Source organism: Dietzia massiliensis (assembly GCF_018390595.1).
GTDB lineage: Bacteria > Actinomycetota > Actinomycetes > Mycobacteriales > Mycobacteriaceae > Dietzia > Dietzia massiliensis.
The window spans coordinates 1-8,862 of sequence record NZ_JAHBAV010000082.1 but is presented as its reverse complement, the minus strand read 5'-3'; the positions used below and the strand labels follow the sequence as shown (position 1 = coordinate 8,862).

Sequence of the window (8,862 nt, the reverse complement as noted above, 5' to 3'; positions counted from 1 at the left end):
AGGGCCGCCGGCCGTGCGCTCGGAATCGCCGTCCATGCCCCACCCCCTGTGGTCGACTGTGCGGCCACGCCGCCACTTGTCTCGAATGCGTGTTCTATTCTACGTCCACATGTTCGACACCACAAGACTTATGAGCGGATTGCGGGGAACTAATTCGTGTCGCGCGAGATGCAGGCGTAGTCGCATGCCGCCGAACCGTCGGGTACCCGGTTGGGCGAATTGAGCGAAAGTTAGTTAGCGTGGCCATTTCTTCACGAACTCGCCAATCAGCAGGTCGGCAGTTCGCAATTCTCTTAGCCGGCAAACGAGGCTGGGGATACGCGAGTTGCGCGGTGGCACGTCGCCCAGGACGGTCGTAGCTTCGGTGACATAGCCCATACTGGGTGGGCGTTTCGTCGAAAGGACAACGACATGAATTGGGTAGCGGGTCCCTTCTCAGAATTCTGGCGTGACTTCGCCGCCGGCTCGATGGAGTTCATGCCGGGACCGTTTGGTTCCGCGGCGATCGATGGCCTGGTTCGCCTGCCGTCCTACGTCCTTCAGACCCTGCAGGGTGGCGCGGCAATCTTCGGTTCCTGAGCCACACCCCTTCCCGCTTCGCTGCGGTCGTGCCCTGAACACGGCCGCGGCGTCGCGCATTTCCGGGCATTTCCGGATCGGCGGGGCAGGCCTGCTCAGAGTCCGCAGAACTCCCGCCAGGCGTCGACCTCGCGGCGGGCCTGCTCGCGTCCCGAGACGTACGCCTCGGCCAGCCGGTCGACCCGGCGCTCGTAACTCCGGATCATCACCCGCTCCGGGCGGAAGACCAGCGCGTCGCCGGATTCTTCCAACGCCTCGATCTCGTCGAGGGTCTCGTTGTACAGCGCCCAGCGGTGCAGGAGCGCCTCCCCCACCGCCGGGAAGCGACGGAAGTACGAGCGATAGAACGGCGTCAGTCGGCGGGGCGGGATCTTCCGGTACCCCTTCGGCTGGGTGAGCACGACCAGGAACTTCTCGAACCCCGCCTCGCGCGCCGCCGACAACGGGATCCCGCCGTCGTGGCCCAGGGCCCCGTCGACGTAGTACTCGCCGTCGATCAGCACGGGAGGCATCCACACCGGCATGGTGGACGACGACCGCACCATCCGCATCAGGTCGGCCATCGTCTCGACGTCGTCCTCGGTCCAGAAGACCGTCTCGCCATCCGAGCAGCGGAACGTCCCGATGCGCGCAGCGGTCCCGCTGGCTTCGAACGTCTCGAAGTCGTACGGCAGCACCTGGTCCGGCAACCCGGCCTGCTCGTAGATGTACTCCGCGTTGAACAGCCCCTTGCCGCGCGCGAAGCTGCGCCAGTCCCCGAAGTTCGGGTCCGCGGCCATCTCCACGAAACTCTTCCGGGCGCGCACCGCGTCACGGGAGACGTAGTTGGCCAGGTGGGACGACCCCGCCGAGATCCCGGCGGCCAGACCGGTGTGGATCCCCGCCTCGATCAGCGTCTCGACCACGCCCGCCGTGTGGACCGCCCGCATTCCCCCGCCCTCGAAGAGGAGGGCGACGTCGGGGGCGGTCGGCTCCAGCGTCGCAGCGTCAGCGCGCGTCTGTCTCGGTCCCGCATCAGTCACTCCCCCAGGGTAGGAGGTCCGGGTGCGGGGGTCCGGTGGCGGAGGTTCAGTGGCGCAGCCGCCTCACCGTTACTAGTGTCACCACCCGTGACCCAACTCACCGAGCTCGTCGCGAGCATCAACGACGTCTACTGGTACGGCGTCATCGCCCTCCTGGTGATTGCCGGCCTGTACTTCTCCGTGACCACGCTGATCGTCCAGGTCCGGATGTTCCCGGAGATGCTGCGGACCATCACGGAGACGCCCTCCGACATCGAACCGGACAAGAAGGGCATCTCCGCCTTCCGGGCCTTCACCATCTCGGCGGCCTCCCGGGTGGGCACCGGCAACGTCGCGGGCGTGGCCATCGCCATCACCGTCGGCGGGCCCGGAGCGGTGTTCTGGATGTGGCTCATCGCGATCATCGGTGGCGCGACGGCCTTCATCGAGTCGACGCTCGCGCAGTTGTACAAGGTCAAGGGCAAGGACTCGTACATCGGCGGCCCGGCGTACTACATCCGCGACGGGCTCGGCTGGAAGCCGGTCGCCGCCGTGTTCGCGGTGATCATCACCGTCACCTACGGCTTCGTGTTCAACGCCGTCCAGGCCAACTCGATCTCCGAGTCCGTCCGCAACCAGTTCGACCTCGAGGGCACCGGGGCCGGGATGGCGATCGGCGTGGGGCTGGCGATCGTGACGGGCCTCGTCATCTTCGGAGGCGTTCGACGCCTGTCCGCGGTCACCGAGATCCTGGTCCCGGTCATGGCGGCGGCCTATGTCGTCGTCGCCCTCATCGTCGTCGCCATCAACATCACCGAGGTCCCCGACATGATCGGCCTCATCGTCGGCCACGCGCTCGGCTTCCGCGAGATCGCGGGCGCCGCGCTCGGCGCGGCGATCATGCATGGCATGCGTCGCGGCCTGTTCTCCAACGAGGCCGGCATGGGCTCGGTCCCCAACGCTGCGGCAACCGCATCGGTCTCCCACCCCGTCAAGCAGGGCCTCGTCCAGTCCCTCGGCGTGTACTTCGACACCCTCGTCGTGTGCTCGGCGACCGCGTTCATCATCCTTCTCGCCGACCCCGAGTTCGGCGGCGACCGCGAGGGCATCTCCCTCACCCAGGACTCGCTGGCCTCGCAGGTCGGGGACTGGGGCGTGCCGTTCCTCATGGTGGTCATCTTCTTCCTCGCGTTCTCGTCGATCCTGGGCAACTCGTACTACGGCGAGGCCAACATCAACTTCCTGCGTGACAGCCCGCGCACGATCAACGTGTTCCGCGCGCTCGTCTTGCTGGCGGTGTTCGGCGGCGCGCTCGGCTCGGTCGACCTCGTGTGGGGTCTGGCCGACCTGTTCATGGGCTTCATGGCCACCATCAACCTCATCGCGATCCTGCCGCTCGGCGGGCTCGCCGTGGCCCTGCTCCGGCACTACCTGCAGCAGAAGGCCAAGGGCCACAACCCTGTGTTCCACCGTGATGACCTGCCGCAGGCCCGCAACGTCACCGCCTGGGACGGCTCCGATCCGATGACGCACCAGGCCGTCGCCGACGAGGCCCGCGAGGTCAAGGCCGACGAATGACCGACGCCGTCCGCCGCGCCGACGCCGCCCGCCGGAGCCTCACCGCGCTGCCGAAGGCGCACCTGCACGTCCACCTCGAGGCGGCCATGCGGGGAGCGACGCTGCGGCAGTGGTGCGCGGAGGACGGCCTCGAGGTGGCGCCGCTGGTCGAGTACCCGGACTTCACGCGGTTCCTCGACGCCTACGGGCTGCTCATCGACCTGCTGCACACGCCGGAGCGGGTCGAGCGGCTGCTCGACGAGGTGATCGCCGACGCCGCCGCGCAGGGGGTGGTGGCGCTCGAGTTCGCGTCGATCCCCGAGAAGGCGGTGGCGTTCGGCTCCGCCGAGGAGGCGCTCGAGTTCCAGCTGCCGGTCATGGCCGAGGCGTCGCGCAGGCACGGGGTGTGGGCCGGCGCGATCGTGAGCATCGACCGCGGCGCGGGGCCCGAGCACGCGATCGAGGCGGCGCAGCTGGCCGCGAGGTTCGCCGACCGGGGCGTCGTGGCGGTGGGTCTGGTCGCCGACGAGCGGGACAGTCCGGTGGCCGCGGCGGCGGAGGCGTTCGCGATCGCCCGCGACGCCGGCCTCGGGGTGGTGCCCCACGCGGGCGAACTGGGCGGGCCCGAGGAGGTCCGCTCCGCCGTCGAGCTGGGGGTGGACCGCATCCAGCACGGGGTGCGCGCGGTGGAGGATCCGGGCGTGCTCGAGCTGCTCGCCGAGCGCGGGACGTGCCTCGACGTGTGCCCCACCTCGAACGTCGTGTTGGGCGTGAGCCCCTCCCTCGACGAGCATCCCCTGCCCGCGCTGCTGGCCGCCGGCGTGCGGTGCTCGATCGGCGCCGACGACCCGCTGCTGTTCGGTGTGGACGTGGTGGACGAGTACGTGGCCGCCCACGAGCGGATGGGCGTGTCGGTGGCGCGGCTGGTCGGGGTGGCGCGGGCGTCGATCGAGTCGTCGTTCGCGCCGTCTTCCGTGGTCGGCCGGGCGCTGGGTGGCATCGCCGACTGGGAGGCCTCCCTCACCGGGTCGTCGTCGCGGCCCTGACGCACTCCTCCCGGGCGACTCCCCGTGGGTCTCAGCAGCTCACGAGGACCGTCGGATCGCTGGTGGTGTCGAGCCACCTCCCGTAGGCGCCAGCCGGCGCCGACGCCACGTCCGCGCAGAGCTCGGCCCTGCTGTAGCCGGAGTCGCGGTACACGGCGTAGATCACGTTGCCGTTCTCGTCGCGCTGCCGCAGCGAGGGGCAGGCGCGGTCCGTCCGCAGATAACGCGCGCCGGGATTGGATGCCAGCGCCGACCGGATCTCCGACTCGTACGCCCCGGGCGTTACTGCGGAGTAGAGAACCACGATCCCGCGGCCGTCGCACGAAGGCCTGGTCATGGGCGTGGGCAAGCCCAGGTCTCCATCCGGCCGGGCCCCGCTGTCCGTGGGGGCGGACTCCCCGCCGGCGCCCGCGCCGTCCGACACCGGCACCACCAACTGGACGTCGCCCTTGAGGCAGGACGTCCCGTAACCGCGCTGCCCCGCGAGTCCCGCGGTGGCCGTGGAGCACCGCCAGCCGTCGAACTGCTGCGGGGCCGTGTTCCCGCCGCTCGGATCCACCGGGAGGTCGTAGTACTTCTGGACCACCCGCACGGCCTCCGAGCACCCGATGGAGCCCAGCTCGATCCGGACCTGCGCCGGACCCCCGTCCGCCGGTTCCACGAGACCGCACTCCGTCCCGGGGCCGCTCTCCGGGTCGTCTTCTCCCGGTGCCGCACCGGGGGAGGTCATCGGAGACTGCGCGGCCGAGGACGGCTGGGGCCACTCCTGCGCCGGGGCGTCCCCTGCGACGGTGTCCTCTTCCCCGTCGCCGACGGGGAAGAGCAACATCCCGCCACCCACGAGCGCCACGACCACACCGAGCGCCAGGGTCGCCAGCCCCCCGCGGGTCATGGAACCGGAGCCCTGACCGCCCGGGCCCTGGTCAGCCCACCCGGGTCCGTCGTCGTACGCCGCCCAGTCGCCGCTTCCGGCCGCCGGCGGGCCGCCGGGCGAGGTCCGGCCCGCAGCCGCGACGACGACGCCGACGATCGCGACCAGGACGCCGACGGCCAGCAGGATCAGCGCGAGAGTGTTCATCGTCGATATGGTGCCACCGCCCGACCGCGGACGGTGCCGCTTCACAGCGCGGGCGTGGAACCGGGAGACCTACCCGGCGGGTTCGAGGGTCCGCAGCCCCTTCCTACCGAGAGCCCGTCCGGGCGCGCTTACCGAGGGCTTAGGATCAGCACTCGATGTAAGAACCGTGCACGGTCGGTTGGCGAAGGAGTCCACCCAGAGATGAATCAAGGCGATCAGCCCGACGACCCCGGTCCGGGCTCGTCGGAGAACCCGACCGCGAGGTTCCCCCAGGCCGGATACCCGGCGCAGGGCGCACCGGGGCCGGGTCATCCCGTTCAGGGTCCTGCACCCCAGGACGACGTCATTGGCCGGGCGCCACACGGTCCCGGGCCGGGCGGCTCGGCACCCGAGCAGTTCGCCGCCTCCGCAGCGGTCGTTGCCGGCCGGGCCGCCCAACGCGTCCAGCGCATGCCGTGGCAGGAGCGGGCCCTCCGACTGCCGGGTGTGCTCGCGATCATCTCCGGCGCGGTCACCCTGCTCAGTTGCCTCTTTCCGTGGTGGGCGCTGTTCGACCGCTCGGAGGGCTCGCTCGTCGAGTACTCGATCGCCCCGTTCCGCGGCGTCTCGGCCTCGAGCGGGAGCCGCTGGAGCGACATGGCAGCCATCAACACGCTGTCCCAGGATGACCTCGAGGCAGCGCAGGCGCTGACCGTGTCGGTGGGGGTGGCACTGGTCCTGGCCGCGCTGACCCTGATCGCCGGCGGGATCCTCGTGGCCCGCGGACGGATGCAGATACTGGGCATCTCCCTGGTCCTGTTCGGAACGGTGCTGCTCGGTTACGCGCGGGTCCCGTCCGAGATCCTGGGCAACGTCGCCGAGGCGACCTCGAACGTCACCTCGACTCTCGGTGGCGAGCTCGCCATGATCGCCGATCTCGTGGGCTCCGTGGTCCCCGAGGCCCGGTTCGGACTGGGACTGTCCACCCTCGCCCTGACCGTCGCGACCCTCGGGCTCGTGGTGTACGTGGCGATGATCGCCTACCGCGAAACGATCCGGATCAGAAGGTGGATGGCATGACCGACCCGCGCGAGAATCAGGGACAGCCACACGGTGGCAGTTCGCCGTACGACGGCACCGGGCAGGGAAACCCCACCTCCGCATACCCCGCCGGGGGCTACCCGGCTCCGGGGAACCCGCCCCAGGGTGGGTACCCGGGCCAGTATCAGTACCAGGGACAGGGACCCGCCGGTTACGGCCCGGGCGGTGCCCCGAACCACCCCGGATACGGGAATCAGGCGCCCTTCGGCCAGCCGGCCGCCACGAAGCCGGGCGCGGGCTCGAAGCTCATCGCGTTCCTCACCCGCGACAAGGTCGCCCTCGTCGCGGGCGCACTCACACTGCTCTCGGGGATTCTGCTCCTCATCGCACCGCGTCTGGCATGGCTGGTGGACCGCTCCTTCGACCTCGTCGAGGGAACCATGAGCGTCTCCGCGACCGGAACGATCGACCTGAGTTCCTCGGCGCAGCGAACTCTCTCGGACTCCGATGCCCTCGAACTGGGCTTCGTGGAGATGACTTTCAAGCTGCTCCTCGAGCCGCTGGCCGGGATGCTCAGTCTCTCCGGGCTGCTGGTGATCATCGGGGGTCTGCTCATGCTCACCACCGCCCGCCAGCTCGGGGCGGTGTTCGCCGCGCTCGGGGTGGTGCCGCAGCTGTTCGTCCTGGCGATCGGGATCCTCGTCGTGGCCATCTACGCCGAGGACAGCCCGCCGGCGTCGACCACGGCCACGAGCACATCGACGTCCGGCATGGATTTCAGCCCGGGCGCCGGTGCCATCCTCACCCTGGTCACGTACGTGGTCATCATCGCGTGCGCGATGGTCGCGGCTGTCCGCCAGGGGGAGCGTCCGCGCTCCGCCCCGTCAGCTACCCCGGGGTACGGCGGCCCGGCCGGATACGGCAGTCCTGCGGGGTACGGCGATGCTGCCGGAAACAGCGGGGCGGACACGCAGGCCGGGGACGTCCGGAATCCTGGCGCCGACCCGTCGGACGGTGGTGAGACGACCCCGGACGTCGGGCAGCGGCCGCTGTAGTCAGGCGCCGCGGCGAATGCTGTCGGCGGCGAGGATCATCGGCACCTGGAGCGGGAGCCGGCCCCACGCGATCACCTGGTACGGCCACACGGGCTTGCGACGCCAGGCGCGGACCATCTGCAGGTTTCCCGGGAAGACGCCGATGAACAGTGCGGTCGCGACCGCGCCGCCCAGCTTCCGGGTGGCGGGCGCGGCCAGCAGCCCGGCGACCGCCACCTCCACGACGCCCGAGCCGTAGGTCCACGCGCGCCGACTGCCCGGCAGCTCCGGCGGGATGAGTCCGTCGAACGGCCGGGGCGCCACGAAGTGCAGCGCCCCCATCGTGCCGAGGGCGGCGGGCATGGCCCAGTAGCGGACGGTGCCGCGGGTGGTCGCGTTGCTCATTCACCCGAGACTACGGGTGCGGCGGGCCGCTCACCGGACCTCGGGCAGGACCCGCTCGCCGAGCAGGCGGAGCGACTCCCAGCCCGCCTCGATCGGGATCCCCCCGCACAGCGGGTGGTTGGTGATGAGCCCCAGGTCGCCGTCACGCACGAGTCGTACCAGCTGGTCGGGGGTCGCCACCACGTAGACACCCTCGTCGCGCAGTTCGTCGACGGTGCGGGCGTCGGAGTGCACGAAGGAGTTGCGGGTGCCGCCGGCGTCGCCGGCGCCGGTCTGCCAGGCGCGGTACCCGAGGGCGTCGGCGAGGAGGTGGTGGCCGTACCACGCCCAGAACTGGTCGGGGTCCTCGGCGCAGAACACCGTCGCGGGGCCGGGAACGGGTTCGACGACGAGGCCGGGCCGATGCCCGTGTGCGAGGCATTCCGCCCGGTACAGCGCGGTGAGCTCGGGATCGTCGACCTGCGGCTGGAAGTGCATGCCGAGTCGCCCGGCCCGCCGGGCGGCCGCCCCGCCACCGCCGAGGAAGAAGAGGGGGTGGGGGTCGGAGAACGGCCTCGGCGTGGGCGAGGACCGCGGGGAGCCGTCCGCCGGGTCGTCGCCGACCGGCTCGCCTCGCCAGGCGGCCAGGATGGTCTCCAGCTGGGCGTCGAGACGGGCGCCCCGGGTTCTCCACTCGCGTGAGTGCAGCGCGTACTCGACCGGGCGGTAGCCCAGCCCGAAGGTGAAGCTGACCCGGCCCGAGGCGAGGTGGTCGAGGACCGAGATGTCCTCGGCGAGACGGACCGGGTCGTACAGCGGCGCGATGAGCGCCCACACCGTGATGAGGACGCGGCTGGTCACGGCCGCGACCGCCGACGCCGCGATGAGCGGGGACGGCAGATAGCCGTCCTCCGAGGCGTGGTGTTCGGAGAGGTTGACGGCGTCGTGGCCGGTCTCCTCGGCGTAGCGGGCCATGTCGAGGGCCGCGCGGTAGCGGTCCCGGCGCTCCTCCGGCCCGGCGCCCGGCGCGCGGAAGTCGAACCGCGTGACGACGTAGACCACTACACCCGCGCCCCGGCCAGCTCGGTGTACGCGGTGCCCCGCTCGTCGCGCTCCCACCAGGTGTCCGCCGGCGCACCGCCTGCCCCTGTGCCGCCTGCCCC

Annotated in this window: 9 protein-coding genes; 5 read left to right on the top strand and 4 right to left on the bottom strand. The window is 70.9% G+C overall.

Annotated features, from left to right (window positions below):
• Positions 1–411: 411 nt before the first annotated feature.
• Positions 412–579, top strand: coding sequence for a hypothetical protein (locus tag KHA85_RS15395; protein ID WP_213186477.1), 168 nt, complete (start codon positions 412–414; stop codon positions 577–579).
• Positions 580–674: 95 nt separating this feature from the next.
• On the opposite strand, the gene KHA85_RS15390 is transcribed toward KHA85_RS15395, so the two are convergent.
• The gene (locus KHA85_RS15390) at positions 675–1,601 is read right to left on the bottom strand and encodes a patatin-like phospholipase family protein (protein WP_308936970.1); all 927 of its coding nucleotides are present in this window, start codon (positions 1,599–1,601) and stop codon (positions 675–677) included.
• Positions 1,602–1,688: 87 nt separating this feature from the next.
• Here KHA85_RS15390 and KHA85_RS15385 point away from each other — a divergent pair, with 87 nt between their 5' ends.
• Positions 1,689–3,158, top strand: a complete 1,470-nt coding sequence (locus KHA85_RS15385) for an alanine/glycine:cation symporter family protein (protein WP_213186476.1) — start codon at positions 1,689–1,691, stop codon at positions 3,156–3,158.
• Positions 3,155–4,183 carry an adenosine deaminase gene (add, locus tag KHA85_RS15380; RefSeq protein WP_213186475.1) on the top strand — a complete coding sequence of 343 codons (1,029 nt, stop codon included), beginning with the start codon at positions 3,155–3,157 and terminating at the stop codon, positions 4,181–4,183. The genes KHA85_RS15385 and add overlap by 4 nt, the downstream gene beginning before the upstream one ends.
• A 31-nt stretch (positions 4,184–4,214) precedes the next feature.
• Here add and KHA85_RS18150 read toward each other — a convergent pair whose 3' ends face one another.
• Entirely contained in the window at positions 4,215–5,261 is a 1,047-nt protein-coding gene (locus KHA85_RS18150) for a hypothetical protein (RefSeq protein ID WP_236885778.1), read from the bottom strand.
• A gap of 201 nt (positions 5,262–5,462) precedes the next feature.
• Here KHA85_RS18150 and KHA85_RS15370 point away from each other — a divergent pair, with 201 nt between their 5' ends.
• Positions 5,463–6,320, top strand: coding sequence for a hypothetical protein (locus KHA85_RS15370; RefSeq protein ID WP_132062286.1), 858 nt, complete (start codon positions 5,463–5,465; stop codon positions 6,318–6,320).
• A complete protein-coding gene (locus KHA85_RS15365; protein WP_132062288.1) occupies positions 6,317–7,336 on the top strand; it encodes a hypothetical protein in 1,020 nt (339 codons plus the stop codon). The genes KHA85_RS15370 and KHA85_RS15365 overlap by 4 nt, the downstream gene beginning before the upstream one ends.
• Here KHA85_RS15365 and KHA85_RS15360 read toward each other — a convergent pair whose 3' ends face one another.
• Both KHA85_RS15360 and KHA85_RS15355 read right to left on the bottom strand, forming a co-directional pair.
• Positions 7,337–7,720, bottom strand: coding sequence for a DoxX family protein (locus tag KHA85_RS15360; protein WP_205475688.1), 384 nt, complete (start codon positions 7,718–7,720; stop codon positions 7,337–7,339).
• A gap of 30 nt (positions 7,721–7,750) precedes the next feature.
• Positions 7,751–8,761: an LLM class flavin-dependent oxidoreductase gene (locus tag KHA85_RS15355; protein WP_213186474.1), complete on the bottom strand. Its 1,011-nt coding sequence runs from the start codon at positions 8,759–8,761 to the stop codon at positions 7,751–7,753.
• Between the last annotated feature and the right edge of the window lie 101 nt (positions 8,762–8,862).